Consider the following 15,371-nt stretch of genomic DNA (forward strand, 5'->3'; position numbering starts at 1 on the left):
TAGGAGCATACACCCGTATGTGACTAGGGTTAACGCATGAAGACAACAACGCTACAATTTGAAATATGACGAGGATATTACAATCGAGATCGACCGGAGAGCGAATGAGACAGCGTCGTACTGTCGACTAATTCCAACTCCCCACCAACAGGAACACCATGCGCAATTCGACTTGCCACTATACCGTGCTGCACACACATCTCCCCAATATAGTTTGCTGTCGCTTCACCTTCCACCGTTGGATTAGTCGCTAAGATCACCTCAGTGATAGCCTCTGACGCCAAACGCGCTTCCAGTCTATCTAGACCAATATCCATTGGCCCAATCCCATCAAGCGGCGATAAATGCCCCATCAATACAAAGTAACGCCCTGAAAATTGCCCCGTTTGTTCAATTGCGTAAATATCGGCGGGACTTTCCACCACACAAATTAAACCATTTTGTTGGCGACGAGGGTTATCACAGATATTGCAAACATCTTGCTCGGTAAATGTTCGACAATCACGACAATGACCAATTTCAGACATAGCTCGAGTAAGTGATTGCGCTAAACGCATTCCACCACTACGATCACGCTGTAAAAGATGAAAAGCCATTCGCTGCGCTGACTTGGGGCCAACCCCTGGAAGACAGCGCAGCGCTTCCATCAATGATTCAAGAAGCGGACTGGTTTGCATTAAAATGGCATCTTAAAGCCTGGTGGTAACTGCATGCCACTTGAAACACTCGCCATTTTTTCTTTTTGAGTTTCCTCGATACGACGCGCAGCGTCATTAAATGCAGCCGCAATTAGGTCTTCTAACATTTCTTTGTCGTCTTCGAGCAAACTTGGGTCAATTTCAACACGACGGCAGTTGTGTGAGCCATTGATAGTCACTTTAACTAAGCCAGCTCCAGATTCACCTGTAGCTTCTAGTTGAGCGATTTCTTCCTGAACCTTTTGCATTTTATCTTGCATTTGCTGGGCCTGTTTCATCAGGTTACCCAATCCACCTTTACCAAACATAATTATCTCTCACAACTGAGGCTACAGCTTAACAATGAGACTGTAGCGTTAAACGGGGCGAATACTCTCTTCATCAAGCTGAGCATCAAACATTGAGCGCAGTTTTTGAATCGTCTTATCCGCAATAATAGACTGACGTGCTTGTGCCAGTTTCTCTTCATAAATCGCCTGTCGCCATTCTAGCGGGGTCTTCACCGCGCTATTATCATCATGAACGATTTTCAGTTCAACAGGACGACCATATAGCTCGCTCAGCGCCTCCTCTAGAGACTTATGAGCTGATGGTTTATCAAGGTGTTTCTGAGCTGGCCGTAAATGTAAAACAATTTGCGACTCACTTAATTCTTCTATATATGAATTCAAAGCTAATTGTTCAACCAGTTTAGGAATATTTAATTTCGCTATTTTCCCAGACCAACTGTCACGAGCCCGCCCTTCCTCAATAATTTTCACCGCTAATTCGGGTGTTTTTTCATATTCCAACGCCTCTTTTATCTCACTCGGCGTTGTCACTGCATCTTTCGGTGCAATAGCCCCTTCATTTTGAGGCTTCCATTGGTACTGCTTTGGTTTTTGTGGTTTTGCTGCCTGAGCAGCTTTATTTTCCACATTTTGTTGATGTTTGCTGGTCACGGCGGCCAGCCTTTCAAGTGCTGATGCCGCCGGCTTAGCCCTTTCAGGCATCACCGGTTTAGCCTTTTTTGGGCTTGGCTCCTCATTTTGAGGTGATTGTAGTGCCTGCCTTGCCTTTAATAATTGCAAGGTAGGGCTATTTTCAGGCAAATTTTCTGTTCGTGTCTGCGGCGCAGCGCCCCTTTGTGGCATGCTTTGCGTTACCGGTTGCGTAATCACTCGAGGCGGAGCTTCAATTTCTTCAATCACACTTTTAGGGTGAAAAGCGAGCGCACGTAATAGCGCCATTTCAACGCCCATGCGCCGTTCAGGAGCATAGGGTAACTCTTTTCTCCCCACCAGCAAGGTCTGGTAAAATAGCTGTAGGTCAGCAGGCGAAATTACTCTAGCGACCTGACGTAAACGGCCTTCTATTGATGAAGGGTCAGTTTCTTGTTCCGCAGGAAGCAGTTGGATCATCGCAATACGGTGTAATTGCGATAAGATTTCGACCAGTAAATTTTCCCAATCAGCCCCCCGACTTGCAGCCTGCTCAACCTGTGACATTACCGCAATGCTGTCAGCCCGTACCAAGGCTTCGATGATCGCTAATGGCTGCTCATCATCTAGCGTGCCAAGCATCTGACTGACAATATCCGCAGTAACCTTACCTTGCCCCATAGCAATAGCTTGGTCGGTTAAGCTCAGCGCATCACGTAAGCTCCCATCCGCAGCTCTTGCGATTAACTGGCGAGCACGCAGGTCATGTTCAATATTTTCCGCATTGAGTATAAGCTCAAGTTGCTCACTAATTTGCGTGACATCTAACGCTTTGAGATGGAACTGCAAACAACGGGACAAAATGGTTACGGGGAGCTTTTGTGGATCTGTCGTCGCCAATAGAAACTTGACATGCTCTGGGGGTTCTTCAAGAGTCTTCAATAGCGCATTAAAGCTATGACGAGAAAGCATGTGAACTTCGTCAATCAGATAGACTTTGAAGCGACCACGTGCAGGCGCATATTGGACGTTATCCAATAGTTCACGCGTGTCTTCGACCTTTGTGCGTGAAGCCGCATCGATTTCAATCAAATCGACAAATCGGCCTTGTTCAATTTCAAGACAATTAGTACATTGACCACAAGGGGATGCAGTGACCCCTTTTTCACAATTGAGACCTTTGGCAAAAAGGCGGGCTATCGTCGTTTTTCCAACACCTCGAGTGCCAGAAAAAAGATAGGCATGATGGAGCCGCTGATGTTCTAGCCCATTAGCAAGTGCAGTCAAGACATGTTGTTGACCAACAACGTCTGAGAATTTTTGAGGTCGCCACTTACGGGCAAGTACCTGATAGCTCATGGTTCCCACAGTAATTTAACATGACACGTGAATAAATATAATCGTAGTACATGCTACCACAGCCTCAACCCCTAGGGCGAGACTGTGATAGAAATAGAGGGAAAATAACGATTAGTGACCAGGGAATTCAACGAGACTATAAGAAGTCACACCTTCTTTTTGCAAGCGTTCAACACCCCCCAGATCAGGCAAGCTAATGATAAATGCCGCTTCAACCACATTTGCACCAAGCTGTTTGATCATTTTAACGGTCGCTTCTACTGTGCCCCCCGTCGCCAAAAGATCATCCACAACTAATACATTATCTTCAGGTGCAATACTGTCTTTGTGGATCTCAAGCGTGTCAGTGCCATATTCAAGATCATAGGTCATACTTAACACTTCACGCGGTAATTTTCCTTTTTTACGGACAGGAACAAAACCTACGTCTAAACGTAATGCAACTGGCGCGCCGAATAGAAAACCACGTGCCTCTGTCCCTACAATTTTAGTGACGCCTTTATTTTGATAGTGCTCTACTAACATATCAATGGTTGCTCGATACGCAGCAGGGTTATTTAATAAAGTCGTAATGTCACGGAAGATCACACCTTCGATTGGATAATCTTGAATAGATGCGATACTTTCTTTAATCAATTGCAGTTGTTGCTCTTTAGCAGTCATAATAAAAGCCAATATAGTAAACACGAAAGTGTAGAATCTATGTAAAGTACCACAAAAATGCAATAAGAAGCCGACAATTTGCAGTCAGTTTTGTTGCTGAATATCAATATTCCGCTGTTTTTTACCTTTATTGAGAATAAAAAATGAAAATCTCCACGCTTTTGGATGCGCTAAAAAAGCAGATTGATGAATTAGATACTCGAGTCAGGCCAATAAAAGACCTTGAATTTTCGCATTCTCGCTTTGACATGCAGCTATTTAGTCATAAATCGACACGCCTTGGAGATTGCCAAAACGAGCTCAATATCTTATACAAACAGCTTTGTCATAGTGTGACTCTAAACCACACTGAGCAAGTCAATTTTCTCACGCAAAAGATAGTGCATCAAATGCAGGCAATTTCTCGCGAAATATCTACACAATCCTTGCGGGAAAAAGAATCTGCATTTACCAAGAAGAAGGAACAGGTTGATTTATATGAACGTTTATCACAACATCAAGACTACGAACGCCGCTTGCAAGCTATGGTTAGCGAAAAAGAGCTTCATTTAAGTGGTTTGACAGATAACCGTTTACAGCACCAATGCCAAAAAGAACTTGCGGTTCTTGCTGGGCGTTTATATCGTTGCCGACAAGCACTTTTACGAATCGAAAAGGCGATTGAGCACCAAGAAAACCAATATTTTGATTAATGACATAAGGAATTGCCATGTCTTCACTTAAAGATGCGCCATTAGAAACTCAACTTGCCGTAGACTTGATTTATCTACTCGAAACTTCAGACGTAGAAATAGATATAGTACTAAAAGCTCTTGATATTGTTAGAAATGATTATATTTCTAAACAAATGCAGGCAGCAAAAACTCCCTGCACAAAAGAAATTTAACTAACTTGATAAGTTATCATCGCCATCTTTAGGAACGCGTTTAATTTCTTGCACCTCATCCCCTTTGCTATTATGCAAATGAACCTCTAATTGATTGAATGCAATATCAATATCATTTTCTCGGCACAGCTTGTCTATCGCACGATTCACTTCATCACTCGTCACACCACGATCGCCAATTTGGCGTACATAGAAACGCAGCTCATGATCCAACGTACTCGCTCCAAAACTGGTAAAATAAACATTCGGCGCGGGCTCTGTCATGACTTTGCTGTTATTGGTTGCAGCAGAGAGTAAGACGCGCTTCACTTTATCCAGATCTGAGCCGTAAGCCACTCCAATTGCGATCGTTACCCGTGTAACGGTGTCTGAAAGCGACCAGTTGATCAACCGTTCAGTCACGAAGGCTTTATTCGGGATGATCACTTCTTTGCGATCAAAATCGACGATGGTTGTCGCACGAATGCGGATCTTACTGACTGTCCCTGAGTAGGTTCCAATAGTGACCGTATCCCCGATACGAATAGGTCTTTCAAACAGTAAAATAATCCCTGAAACAAAGTTAGCAAAGATCTCTTGTAAACCAAACCCTAGTCCAACGGTTAACGCAGCAGCTAACCATTGCAGCTTGCTCCACGTGACACCAATCATACCTAATGAAGCGATCGCCCCAATACCAACAATAATGTAGGTTAAAATAGTCGTAATGGCATAAGTAGAACCTTGACGTAGCTTCAAGCGAGATAAGACCAACACTTCAAGTAATCCTGGTAAGTTTCGCGTCATGACCCACGACACCACGATAACCACCAACGCTAAGATTAGATTAGCCAGCGTTACGTATTGCAAGATATTGCCACCTTCCGCAGAGGTCGTCGTATAACTCCACAAATTGACACTATCTAAGAAAGAGAAAATGGTAATAAAATCAGACCAAATTGCATAAAATGCCAGTGCAAAAATAATAAACAATACCATCGTAGTTAAGCGCAGCGACTGCTGACTGATAAGCTCAATAGTCATTGGTGGTTCTTTGATTGGCTCATTTTCTGCTTCTTCTTGCTTTGACATCGCTCGGCGCTCAATAGCGCGTTGGTAAGCCAATTTACGCGCCACCAATGTAAGCCCTCTCAAGCAGGCGTTATAGGTGATATACCACAGTAACAGCAAATATAAGCTGTCAATCCAACGGTTCGCCAAACGTAATGTGGTGTAGTAATAGCCAGCCATCATCAAACCAACTAAAATCAAAGGGGAAAATGTCAGTAATGTTACAACGATACTGCGCGTTAAATGACTTCCTCTTTCTTGCCAGACTTGTTTACAAAATGGCGTGGTAAAAATACACAATAGCACCAGAGAAACTAACACCACTAACTGGCCAATCACATCCTCCGACACTTTTAATGGATTATTCACCCCATAAGTCGAAAAGAAAATAAGTGGTAATAGAGGGATCGACAGCCTAAACATTCCGCGCCGAGCTAACGTTATTTTTTCTTTTTCAATGCCGAAGTGTTTTTGTGCGATACCTTGGGGTTTAAGCACCCGGTACGTTAACTCAAATAACACCCAAAAAATGGCTAACTGCTGACAAAAGTGCCAAAAGAAAGTCCCTTGGGTGTTACCCGTTTTTAAAAACCAATAGCCCACAGCTAATAAAAATAATGAAATAGGCAAGGTTTGTATTAATGTCAGTAGCAAAGCAAAAGGGGTACTTAAAACACTGTCACTGCGCAAACTTGAAAGGCGTAGGTCAATATCTTGCAGACGTTGAGCTACCTTTCTATTGAACCAAATAAAGATGAAGGCCACTAAAACGAGTGGGATAACTACGATTAAAGAATTGCTAGTCCCTTTTTTAATACTGCGGCTCGATAAGCTAAAATCAAAATTATTAAATTGCGCAGCCGCGGCTTCAGGAAAGGTTTTAACCCACTCTATATCAATTGTTTTGTTGCTGTTCACCCAAAATATTTGCTGTGCCAATGTGCTTTCAAGAGAACTCACCACACTCAACAGTTGGTTTTGATCTAGCTGTAGATTAATCGCCTGTGATATTTGGCCACCAAGTTGCTGATTTAACTCATCAAGTAATCCTCGGCGCGCTTCCAGTAACTTGATTAATACCGCTTTATCCTCTGCGGATAACAAGGTTGCAGCTTCTTGTTCTCCCCCCGTTTTAACCTCTAATTGTTGCTCTAACTTAGTAATATAATCATTCGGTTGGTATAACTCATCACGTTGCTGATTAATATCAAATTGTTCGAGTCTTAAATCAGCAATTGTTGTTGGTAGATTTTTAGTTAAAATGTCCGATGGCAAATCAATCTGTTGTTGAAATAAAATGCGAGATAACAGCAAGCTACCACGTAATACGTTGATTTGTTCTTTTAGATTGCGTTCTGACTGCGTTGCTCTTTCTAACCAAGTTTTTACCCGTATACCATTTTGCACTAATTTATTGCTGTCTTCAGTGACCATGATAAGTCGATCACTGAGTGCATTATTAATCGAGATTTCTTTTTGAATAATCGGGTTTTGTTGAACATTAATATTCGTTCCAGAAGAGCTCAATGCTTCACGTACTGTTGATTGAGAATCTTTAAGGCGTCGGTGGCTAATGGTAGCTTGAATCTGTTGAATATGAACTTCGAGTTGTTCAATATACGCAGCCGTATAATCTCGCTGCTTTTGCAATACATCTTGCAATTGAGTATTCGCCTGCAAAATCCGCTTTTGATATTCATTTTGTTGTTGCAGCAAATACTGCTCTACCTGCAACATATTAATTTGAGTAGGCCGTAAGCTCACTGCATCATTTAGTGTGCTATTTAACTCATTACGGATGTCTTGAAGCCGCTTAGCATTTTCTAACATCATCGCTTGAGCACGTTCTGGTTGGGTCTGTAACCCTATTAGTTGACTACTATAAGTAGCGAGGTCATTTTGCTCTGATTGCAGCTCGTCTAAATAAGAGGTTTGCAGTGCTTCTAATTGTGCCAGATTACTGTTTTGAATTTTTTGCGTAAAATTAGCCGTTTGTTGCTCATTTTCATTTTTTATTCTCTGTAAACCTTGAACTGCCAACTTTGATTCTTCATTTGAGCTATTGAGTTTTTTTTGCAGTTCATCTAATCGTTGTTCTAATTTATCTAATTCATTAAAAAAATCTGAGGTTTTTTGTAAATCAGCAAGAATCAGCTTTTCGTCTTCACTCAGTGCACTTTTTTTATTTAAGGCATTAAGCGCAGTTTTTATGTCATTTTTACTGGGTAAGCTATTAGAGGTTAATGCAGTGGCAGAGTATGAGTATAAGACGATACATAAAAACAATATTGCACTGATTAAATATTGCCATCTCCGTTGTCGTTTCACCATAGCAACATCCTATATATCTTTCATACTTTGTTTAATTAAACAAAGTGCTGGCCATTTATCACCAGCACTCCACTTGAAACAACACAATACATATCGTGAATTAGAATGTTAAAACTTTATCTACGCTTAGTGTCCAACTCGCTAACTCAACCAGCGTCCCTACCTCGACACCATCTGCAAGCGCTAATTCACTAATACCACGAGCATCAGTACAGGTTTTACATAATTTAACAGGCACGTTTTGTGCTGTTAGAATTTCCAACATCTGCTGGAGATTATAACCCTCTTTAGGTTTTTGGGCGGCTAAACCCGCGGCAACCGCATCTGACATCAAGAAAATTTTTAAATCAAGCTGAGGGTCTTGGTCTTTTAAGGTAATTGCCAAGCGCAATGAATTAAACAGGGTTTCACTGCCATAAGGTGCGCCATTGGCAATAATGAGGATAGATGCCATCTTATACTCCAATTATTTTGTTTGGACTGGTTTAAGCCGTATTGCGGGGTTGCTCTTTAAAGTCTCTAACAGTGTATCAACTAATGTGATTGTATGTTGATTTATATTAAAATTATCTGTCTGTATCAGCCAATTTTCTAATAAGCCTGACATCAAAGAACGGATCATAATTGCCGCACATTCAACGTCTAAATCATCGGGGAGTTGCCCCGCATCAATACAATCACTCAAATTATCAACAATCCGACATTGACTAGCAACGTAATTTGCCCGTTTAAAGTCCACTAACTCTGCCATTTCGCCCACTAATTCACACTTCAAAAAGAAAATTTCCATCAAAGCTCGATTTTTGGGACTTTCAATAAAATCGGTCAAAATAAAAACTAATAATTCTCTTAGTATTGAAAGTGGATCATTGGTATATTTAGAACGATAATATTCTTCAGCTTGTATAATTTGGTTATCTCCAAATTCACAAGCTTGATAAAAAAGATCAACTTTATTTTTGAAATGCCAATATATTGCACCCCGGGTAACACCCGCTGCTTTTGCAATATCGGCTAGTGATGTGGCTGAAACGCCTCGCTCAGAAAATGTTTTGATGGCTGCATCTAATATTTCCTGTCGGGTTTCTTCAGCCTGTTGTTTAGTTTTTCGTGCCATTGTGACCCGTTTCGATCGAAAGCTGATTTACATACATTCGCGTATGTTTGTACTATAGCACAGTGATAAATCATATTGTTTACCATTTTTCTTATTTTTGTTTTGAACTCATATTGATTAATTGAGGTTAACTTATGCGAAAAAACAGAGGGGTGTTACCTCTGGCTCTGTTGGTTCTTTCAGGTGGCTTGGCTTTATCTGGTTGTAACGATGAACAACAAGGTGGCGGAGAACGCCCGGCGCCTGAAGTAGGAATTGTTACGCTTAAAGCCGAACCTCTGACTCTCAAAACCGAGTTACCAGGTCGTACATCCGCATTTCGTGTTGCTGAGGTTCGCCCTCAAGTTAGCGGTATCATATTGAAACGCAACTATAAAGAAGGCAGTGACGTTGAAGCCGGTACATCTTTGTACCAAATTGACCCTGCGCCATTCCAAGCAACCTATGACAGCGCAAAAGCGGAATTAGCAAAAGCACAAGCGAATGCAAATCTTGCGGGATTGACAGTCAAACGTTATAAACCATTATTAGGTACTAACTACATTAGTCGTCAGGAATATGACCAAGCGACATCAACCTATGCTCAAGCTTTAGCTGCGGTTAAAGCGGCAGAAGCCGCAGTTGAAACTGCACGCATTAATCTGAACTATACCAAAGTAACTGCACCAATCAGTGGCCGTACTGGTAAATCAAATGTCACAGAAGGGGCATTAGTTTCATCGGGTCAAGCAACTGAGCTAATGCGTGTTCAGCAACTAGACCCTATCTATGTAGACGTTACTCAATCAAGTGATGATTTTTTGCGCCTAAAAAATGAGATAGCGAAAGGCGCTATACAACGAGAATCAGGTCAAGCACCAGTAAGTCTTGTGAGTAATAATGGCCAAGAGTATGCACAAAAAGGCGTTCTTGAGTTCTCTGATGTGACTGTTGATGAAACAACAGGTTCTATCACAATGAGAGCTGTGTTCCCTAACCCGAACAAAGAATTATTACCAGGAATGTTTGTTCGTGCAATTTTAGAAGATGGCGTTATTGATAAAGCGATTCTAGTTCCGCAACAAGGATTATCTCGTACTGCTCAAGGAACCTCTCAAGTCATGGTTGTTGGCGCTGAGAATAAAGTTGAAGTCAGAAAGGTTAAAGCAGGACAAGCTGTTGGCAACAAATGGTTGATCACAGATGGCTTACAAGCGGGTGACCGCGTTATTGTCATCGGCTTACAAAAAATCAAACCAGGAATTGTTGTTAATCCTAAGGAAGCTAACTTAGAAACGCAATCCATAGACAATCAGGCTAAACCTGAAGAAAAGTCTAAATAAGGGAGCGGTTGATTAATGCCTAAGTTTTTTATAGAAAGACCAATTTTTGCGTGGGTAATTGCAATTATCACCATGCTTGCTGGTCTGTTGGCAATTATCCAGTTACCTGTTTCACAGTACCCGACCATCGCACCACCAGCGGTTTCTATTTCAGCAAACTATCCGGGTGCGGATGCTGAGACGGTACAAAATACAGTAACTCAGGTTATCGAACAGAATATGAACGGTATCGATAACTTGGTATATATGTCATCGAGCAGTGATTCATCAGGTTCTGCTAATATTACGCTGACGTTTGAAGCGGGAACTGATGGTGATATCGCGCAGGTACAGGTGCAAAACAAATTGCAACTGGCAATGCCATTGCTGCCCCAAGAAGTTCAGCAGCAAGGTATCAGTGTTGATAAATCAACCAGTTCGTTCTTGATGGTTGCCGGTTTCGTGTCAAACGATGGCTCAATGGGGCAATATGATATTGCCGACTACGTAGGGTCAAACATTAAAGACCCACTTAGCCGAGTTAACGGTGTTGGTGAAACCCAACTATTTGGTACGCAATATGCAATGCGTATCTGGTTAAAACCAGAGCAACTTGTTAAGTACAATATGACGACAACCGATGTCGTTAATGCTATCAAGGTACAAAACAACCAAGTAGCGGCAGGACAACTCGGTGGAGCGCCTTCAATTGCGAACCAGCGTTTGAACGTATCTATCATTGCACAGACACGTTTAAACAATGTCGATGAATTTAGTAATATTTTACTGCGAGTGAATCAAGATGGTTCACAAGTACGTATAAAAGATGTTGCTGACGTTCAACTCGGTGCAGAAAACTACAGTACAATCGCTCGCTTTAACGGTAAACCTGCTGCGGGTATTGGTATTAAACTGGCAACCGGTGCAAACGCATTAGATACCTCTAATAACGTCCGTGCCGCACTTGAGGAAATGAAGCCCTTCTTCCCTCAAGGCTTAGAGATTGTTTATCCGTACGATACAACCCCATTCGTTAAAATTTCGATTAACGAAGTGGTTAAAACGTTAGTTGAAGCAATCATGCTGGTTGTTGTGGTTATGTATTTGTTCCTACAAAACATTCGCGCAACATTAATACCGACAATTGCAGTTCCTGTTGTCTTGCTGGGTACTTTTGCTATCTTGTCCGCGTTTGGTTACTCGATAAACACCTTGACGATGTTTGCAATGGTACTCGCCATCGGGCTTCTCGTCGATGACGCCATCGTTGTCGTTGAGAACGTTGAGCGTGTTATGCAAGAGGAAGGCTTGTCACCAAAAGAAGCGACCAAAAAATCAATGGGTCAAATCCAAGGGGCATTAGTCGGTATTGCAATGGTATTGTCTGCGGTATTTATTCCTATGGCCTTCTTCGGTGGTTCTACAGGGGCTATTTACCGTCAGTTCTCAATTACGATTGTATCATCCATGATATTGTCAGTACTGGTTGCAATGATCCTAACACCAGCACTGTGTGCCACCATGTTAAAACCAATTGAAAAAGGTGATCATGGCAGCAAAACAGGTTTCTTCGGATGGTTTAACAAAACGTTTGAAAAACAGGCTCACCACTATACTGACAGTGTAAGTCGTATGCTTAACGGTACTGGCCGTTACTTAGTTATTTACTTACTGTTAGTGGCAGGCATGGCACTGATGTTCGTACGCTTGCCATCTTCATTCTTACCCGCGGAAGACCAAGGTGTATTCTTGTCAATGATCCAATTACCACCAGGGTCTACACAAGAACAAACACAAGCGGTGCTGGATGAAGTCAATGACTACTACCATACCAAAGAAAAAGACAACGTTGAGTCTGTCTTTACCGTTGGCGGCTTTAGCTTCGCGGGTCAAGGCCAGAACATGGGGCTCGCCTTTATCGTTCTGAAGAATTGGAGTGAACGTAAAGGCGATGAAAACCACGTTGATGCGATTGTACAACGCGCTAATATCGCCCTGTCACAAAAACAGGAAGCTTTAATTTATGCGTTTAACCTACCTGCAATTGTTGAGTTAGGAACTGCTGACGGGTTTGACTTTGAGTTAGTTGATAAAGCTAACTTAGGGCATGAGCAATTGATGCAAGCCCGTAACCAGTTGCTTGGATTAGCTGCTCAACACCCAGAAATGCTACAAAGTGTTCGCCCAAATGGTCAGGATGATACCTCTCAATATCGTATTTATATTGACCAACAAAAAGCACAAGCACAAGGTGTGGCTATCAGTGATATCAACGCAACCTTGAGCTCGGTGTTTGGTGGCGCTTACGTAAATGACTTTATCGACCGCGGTCGTGTGAAGAAAGTTTACGTCCAAGGTGACGCTGAAAGCCGTATGTTACCATCAGATATCAGTAACCTGTATGTTCGCAACAACCAAGGCAAAATGGTTCCGTTCTCTGCATTTATAGACGACTCAAAAGACCCTTGGAAGTTTGGTTCACCACGTTTAGAGCGTTATAACGGTGTTCCATCGATGAACATTCAAGGTCAAGCAGCACCTGGAAAAAGTACGGGTGATGCAATGTTGTTGATGGAACAACTGACCACAGAAAACCTGCCTAAAGGTATTAGCTATGAGTGGACAGGTATGTCCTATCAAGAACGTTTAGCAGGCAACCAAGCACCTGCGTTATATGCGATTTCATTGATAGTGGTCTTCTTGTGTCTGGCGGCTCTTTATGAAAGCTGGTCAGTACCATTCTCTGTAATGTTAGTCGTTCCACTCGGTATTATCGGTGCATTAATCTTCACCTCACTTCGTGGTTTAGATAATGACGTTTACTTTAAAGTTGGACTGTTAACCACTATCGGGCTCTCGGCGAAAAACGCAATCTTAATTGTTGAATTCGCCAAAGACTTGATGGAAAAAGAAGGTAAAGGATTAGTCGAAGCAACGCTTGATGCAGTTAAAATGCGTCTAAGACCAATCTTGATGACATCACTGGCATTTATGCTTGGGGTTATCCCATTGGTGTTTAGTAATGGTGCGGGTTCCGCGTCTCAGAACTCCGTTGGTACCGGTGTTCTAGGTGGTATGTTCGCAGCAACATCATTGGCTATCTTCTTCGTTCCAGTGTTCTTCGTGGTGATACGTCGCCGCTTCTCGAAGAAATCAGAGGACATTGAGCACAATAACCCACCGGCAGCACATTAATTGCTGGATTGATTAGAAAAGAGCCGCTATGTGGCTCTTTTTTTTGTTTAAATTGTGTCACCTCTATTCTGGTGACTAACTTTGGTTTGCCCAGAATCGACTTGACGGCACGGATGCAGGAAGCTTTTTTGTTACTGGTTAGGAAGAGGCAGAAGATAAATTCGGTGCATGGTACAGAGGTGCAAGATTGTAATAGGCGCGGCAGGAAATCACGCATCTTCACTGATTGAACAGCAAGTTAATACTCACATCAGCATAATTGATAGCTACATGGTTTATAAGCGATCCATGACCCTACGGGGCGTTCTAGTTTCAGTGTAAGGAGTTACAGCGAAGGCGTGACCTTTTGCTGTCTCAATGATGCTATACAGCAGCACACAGGCATCAGCAGCAATATTATTATATTGTTAGCGTTAGATATTCAGAGGTAGAACATGTTTCCATGATCAGTTGTTTAATTTTATCGATAACATCATCATGTTTTCCACCAATACGATTACCTATCATCAATTCATAACAAGGCATATTAACTGGTGGTTCAAATACGACCATCCCTGTTAAATTAGCAATAGCTAGTGCCGCATGTGATGGGATTGTTGTTAATAAATAATTTCCTGATAGCAAAAATGGCACCGCAGAAAAATGAGTCGTAGAAATCTTTATCTTTCGCTTTAGTCCTAATGGCTTTAGTGCCTCATCAACCACCCCTACAAACCCTCCAGACGAAACTAATAAATGAGGGGAATCAGCATATTGCTCAATACTTTGAGGTACTGGATTTCTTTTATCTGTAATACATAGATAATTACCTTTTCCTAAACGATGTGTTTTTATGAGATGAGAAGCTATACCACCTGCTGTAATGGCTAAATCGATTTGATGCCGTAAGAGCATGTCTTGTACAATGCGCGAGTGTGTTTGTCGATAAATAACATGAATTCCTGGTAATGCATGATTAATTGCATCAAGTAATTGCTTGCCAATTGAAATTTCATAATCATCTGATAATCCAATTGTTATCGTTCTTCCTTCAAAATTATCCTTAGGTGCAGCGTAAGCCATTACTAAACGGCATTGGCTTAATGCATTTTCGATTATTGGCGCTAATTCATTAGCACGCGCTGAAGGTTTTAATCCCCGCCCCGTCCTTTCAAAAAGAGGATCAAGAAAAATAACTCTTAACTTAGACAGTGAAGCACTCACCGCTGATTGAGTTAAACCTAGTCTAATTGCGGCTCGTGTAGCACTTCCTTCTTCAAATAGCGCTTCAAATACTTTCATTAAATTTAAATCTATTGTCTCGATATCAATTTTATTCATATCAGATAGTCACTATTTACTATTGATGAGTTTAAGCCATATGTTCATCATAGTAACAACTTTTACACATAGATTCATTTTATTTTCTATAAAACAGTAAAAACATACAGTTATCATAAGATAATTATTTTTGAGTAATAAAAAGAGATAGGTAATGCATCAATACAAGATATTTATACTATTCATATCTTATTTGTTTTTTTTCTCATGTAGAGAATCCCACGCCATGACAGAAATAACGCTGGATTGTATGGATAAAGGGGAAGTTGTTATTTTTCATACAAATTACAGGATAAGTACGATGCAAAATAATAATGAATTTTATGTTTCACCGGGTTCTCAAGTAAAAATTATCAATGGAGTGAAATATAGACTATATCCATTTTTAAATGGAGATACCTACATTGATAAAACAAACAACAACCAGTTTCATCTCATCATGTTTCATGATGGGGAACGGATACAATGTCAGCTAGTGCAATTTAAAAATATCTCTATCACCAATCTTCACATTATTAATTAAAAACTGAA

Annotated in this window: 13 protein-coding genes; 5 read left to right on the forward strand and 8 right to left on the reverse strand. The window is 41.4% G+C overall.

The window, feature by feature from the left end; translation table 11 throughout:
• Positions 1-77 precede the first annotated feature (77 nt).
• The 4 genes from recR to apt all read right to left on the reverse strand — a co-directional run bounded on the left by recR (position 78) and on the right by apt (position 3,640).
• Positions 78-677 carry a recombination mediator RecR gene (gene recR / locus ACLPIE_RS01705; protein WP_430259071.1) on the reverse strand — a complete coding sequence of 200 codons (600 nt, stop codon included), beginning with the start codon at positions 675-677 and terminating at the stop codon, positions 78-80.
• The gene (locus ACLPIE_RS01710) at positions 677-1,006 is read right to left on the reverse strand and encodes a YbaB/EbfC family nucleoid-associated protein (RefSeq protein ID WP_004260403.1); all 330 of its coding nucleotides are present in this window, start codon (positions 1,004-1,006) and stop codon (positions 677-679) included. The genes recR and ACLPIE_RS01710 overlap by 1 nt, the downstream gene beginning before the upstream one ends.
• A gap of 48 nt (positions 1,007-1,054) precedes the next feature.
• Positions 1,055-2,977, reverse strand: a complete 1,923-nt coding sequence (gene dnaX, locus ACLPIE_RS01715) for a DNA polymerase III subunit gamma/tau (protein WP_430259072.1) — start codon at positions 2,975-2,977, stop codon at positions 1,055-1,057.
• A gap of 111 nt (positions 2,978-3,088) precedes the next feature.
• Positions 3,089-3,640, reverse strand: a complete 552-nt coding sequence (gene apt, locus ACLPIE_RS01720; RefSeq protein WP_430259073.1) for an adenine phosphoribosyltransferase — start codon at positions 3,638-3,640, stop codon at positions 3,089-3,091.
• A 143-nt stretch (positions 3,641-3,783) separates the two neighbouring features.
• On the opposite strand from apt, the gene priC reads away from it, so the two are divergent.
• Both priC and ACLPIE_RS01730 read left to right on the forward strand, forming a co-directional pair.
• A complete protein-coding gene (priC, locus tag ACLPIE_RS01725; protein WP_430259074.1) occupies positions 3,784-4,332 on the forward strand; it encodes a primosomal replication protein PriC in 549 nt (182 codons plus the stop codon).
• Positions 4,333-4,349: 17 nt separating this feature from the next.
• The gene (locus tag ACLPIE_RS01730) at positions 4,350-4,526 is read left to right on the forward strand and encodes a DUF2496 domain-containing protein (RefSeq protein WP_430259075.1); all 177 of its coding nucleotides are present in this window, start codon (positions 4,350-4,352) and stop codon (positions 4,524-4,526) included.
• On the opposite strand, the gene mscK is transcribed toward ACLPIE_RS01730, so the two are convergent.
• From mscK to acrR, 3 genes are all read right to left on the reverse strand, one after another.
• Entirely contained in the window at positions 4,527-7,907 is a 3,381-nt protein-coding gene (gene mscK, locus ACLPIE_RS01735) for a mechanosensitive channel MscK (protein ID WP_430259076.1), read from the reverse strand.
• A 100-nt stretch (positions 7,908-8,007) separates the two neighbouring features.
• Positions 8,008-8,361, reverse strand: coding sequence for a DsrE/DsrF/TusD sulfur relay family protein (locus tag ACLPIE_RS01740; RefSeq protein ID WP_430259077.1), 354 nt, complete (start codon positions 8,359-8,361; stop codon positions 8,008-8,010).
• Positions 8,362-8,373: 12 nt separating this feature from the next.
• The gene (gene acrR / locus ACLPIE_RS01745) at positions 8,374-9,024 is read right to left on the reverse strand and encodes a multidrug efflux transporter transcriptional repressor AcrR (protein ID WP_430259078.1); all 651 of its coding nucleotides are present in this window, start codon (positions 9,022-9,024) and stop codon (positions 8,374-8,376) included.
• Positions 9,025-9,158: 134 nt separating this feature from the next.
• Between acrR and ACLPIE_RS01750 the strand changes: the two genes are divergently transcribed.
• Together ACLPIE_RS01750 and ACLPIE_RS01755 are read left to right on the forward strand one after the other, a co-directional pair.
• Positions 9,159-10,346 carry an efflux RND transporter periplasmic adaptor subunit gene (locus ACLPIE_RS01750; RefSeq protein ID WP_430259079.1) on the forward strand — a complete coding sequence of 396 codons (1,188 nt, stop codon included), beginning with the start codon at positions 9,159-9,161 and terminating at the stop codon, positions 10,344-10,346.
• Between the two features lie 15 nt (positions 10,347-10,361).
• Entirely contained in the window at positions 10,362-13,520 is a 3,159-nt protein-coding gene (locus ACLPIE_RS01755; protein WP_430259081.1) for an efflux RND transporter permease subunit, read from the forward strand.
• A gap of 399 nt (positions 13,521-13,919) precedes the next feature.
• Here ACLPIE_RS01755 and ACLPIE_RS01760 read toward each other — a convergent pair whose 3' ends face one another.
• Positions 13,920-14,840 carry a LysR family transcriptional regulator gene (locus ACLPIE_RS01760; RefSeq protein WP_430259082.1) on the reverse strand — a complete coding sequence of 307 codons (921 nt, stop codon included), beginning with the start codon at positions 14,838-14,840 and terminating at the stop codon, positions 13,920-13,922.
• Between the two features lie 226 nt (positions 14,841-15,066).
• Between ACLPIE_RS01760 and ACLPIE_RS01765 the strand changes: the two genes are divergently transcribed.
• On the forward strand, positions 15,067-15,363 hold the full coding sequence (locus ACLPIE_RS01765; RefSeq protein ID WP_430259084.1) for a hypothetical protein: 297 nt from the start codon (positions 15,067-15,069) through the stop codon (positions 15,361-15,363).
• Positions 15,364-15,371 lie beyond the last annotated feature (8 nt).

Origin of the sequence: Providencia sp. Me31A, from assembly GCF_050487165.1 — a bacterium.
Classification (GTDB): domain Bacteria; phylum Pseudomonadota; class Gammaproteobacteria; order Enterobacterales; family Enterobacteriaceae; genus Providencia.

What these genes read in the sequence shown, in the direction of transcription:
- recR (WP_430259071.1), bottom strand. Translation starts at nt 677, where the DNA reads ATGCAAACCAGTCCGCTTCTTGAATCATTGATGGAAGCGCTGCGCTGT.
- ACLPIE_RS01710 (WP_004260403.1), bottom strand. Translation starts at nt 1,006, where the DNA reads ATGTTTGGTAAAGGTGGATTGGGTAACCTGATGAAACAGGCCCAGCAA.
- dnaX (WP_430259072.1), bottom strand. Translation starts at nt 2,977, where the DNA reads ATGAGCTATCAGGTACTTGCCCGTAAGTGGCGACCTCAAAAATTCTCA.
- apt (WP_430259073.1), bottom strand. Translation starts at nt 3,640, where the DNA reads ATGACTGCTAAAGAGCAACAACTGCAATTGATTAAAGAAAGTATCGCA.
- priC (WP_430259074.1), top strand. Translation starts at nt 3,784, where the DNA reads ATGAAAATCTCCACGCTTTTGGATGCGCTAAAAAAGCAGATTGATGAA.
- ACLPIE_RS01730 (WP_430259075.1), top strand. Translation starts at nt 4,350, where the DNA reads ATGTCTTCACTTAAAGATGCGCCATTAGAAACTCAACTTGCCGTAGAC.
- mscK (WP_430259076.1), bottom strand. Translation starts at nt 7,907, where the DNA reads ATGGTGAAACGACAACGGAGATGGCAATATTTAATCAGTGCAATATTG.
- ACLPIE_RS01740 (WP_430259077.1), bottom strand. Translation starts at nt 8,361, where the DNA reads ATGGCATCTATCCTCATTATTGCCAATGGCGCACCTTATGGCAGTGAA.
- acrR (WP_430259078.1), bottom strand. Translation starts at nt 9,024, where the DNA reads ATGGCACGAAAAACTAAACAACAGGCTGAAGAAACCCGACAGGAAATA.
- ACLPIE_RS01750 (WP_430259079.1), top strand. Translation starts at nt 9,159, where the DNA reads ATGCGAAAAAACAGAGGGGTGTTACCTCTGGCTCTGTTGGTTCTTTCA.
- ACLPIE_RS01755 (WP_430259081.1), top strand. Translation starts at nt 10,362, where the DNA reads ATGCCTAAGTTTTTTATAGAAAGACCAATTTTTGCGTGGGTAATTGCA.
- ACLPIE_RS01760 (WP_430259082.1), bottom strand. Translation starts at nt 14,840, where the DNA reads ATGAATAAAATTGATATCGAGACAATAGATTTAAATTTAATGAAAGTA.
- ACLPIE_RS01765 (WP_430259084.1), top strand. Translation starts at nt 15,067, where the DNA reads ATGACAGAAATAACGCTGGATTGTATGGATAAAGGGGAAGTTGTTATT.